Source organism: Burkholderia sp. Bp9016 (genome assembly GCF_003857765.1).
Lineage (GTDB): Bacteria > Pseudomonadota > Gammaproteobacteria > Burkholderiales > Burkholderiaceae > Burkholderia.
In genome coordinates, this window is record NZ_QTPY01000084.1 from 1 (window position 1) to 978 (window position 978).

Annotated in this window: 1 protein-coding gene; it reads left to right on the forward strand. The window is 65.1% G+C overall.

Features of this window, described 5'->3' with window-relative positions; genetic code table 11:
• Positions 1-81: 81 nt before the first annotated feature.
• Positions 82-978 (forward strand): electron transfer flavoprotein subunit alpha/FixB family protein (locus DIE13_RS32530; RefSeq protein ID WP_148094099.1); only part of this gene is annotated, 897 nt, incomplete at its 3' end.

The window sequence follows — 978 nt, forward strand, 5'->3', positions numbered from 1 at the left end:
GCGTGAAGGTGCCGGACGTGAAGACGCTGGTCGAGAAGCTGAAGACCGAAGCCAAGGTGCTGTAAGAGGGAGCGCAAAGAAATGACGATTCTGGTGATTGCAGAACACGACAACGCGTCGATCAAGGCCGCGACGCTGAACGCGGTGGCGGCGGCGGCGAAGATCGGCGGCGACATTCACGTGCTGGTCGCGGGCCACAACGCGCAGGGCGCGGCCGATGCGGCGTCGAAGATTGCGGGCGTATCGAAGGTACTCCTGGCCGACGCGCCGCAACTCGAAGCGGGCCTGGCGGAAAACGTCGAGGCGACCGCGCTGAACATCGCGAAGGATTACTCGCACATCCTCGCGCCGGCGACCGCGTACGGCAAGAACATCGCGCCGCGCATCGCCGCGAAGCTGGATGTCGCGCAGATCTCGGACATCACGGCAGTGGACTCGGCCGATACGTTCGAGCGCCCGATCTACGCGGGCAACGCGATCGCGACGGTGCAGTCGAGCGACCCGATCAAGGTCATCACGGTGCGTGCGACGGGTTTCGATCCGGTAGCCGCGGAAGGCGGCAGCGCATCGGTCGAGAAGATCGAAGCGGCAGCCGACGCAGGCAAGTCGCAATTCGTGAGCCGTGAGGTGACGAAGCTGGACCGTCCGGAGCTGACGTCGGCAAGCATCATCGTGTCGGGCGGCCGCGGTCTGGGCAGCGGTGAAAACTACACGAAGGTGCTGGAGCCGCTGGCGGACAAGCTGTCGGCGGCACTCGGCGCATCGCGCGCGGCAGTGGATGCAGGCTACGTGCCGAACGACTATCAGGTCGGCCAGACCGGCAAGATCGTCGCGCCGCAGCTGTACATCGCGGTGGGCATCTCGGGTGCGATCCAGCACCTGGCCGGCATGAAGGATTCGAAGGTGATCGTCGCGATCAACAAGGATCCGGAGGCGCCGATCTTCAGCGTGGCCGATTACGGTCTCGTCGGCGATCTG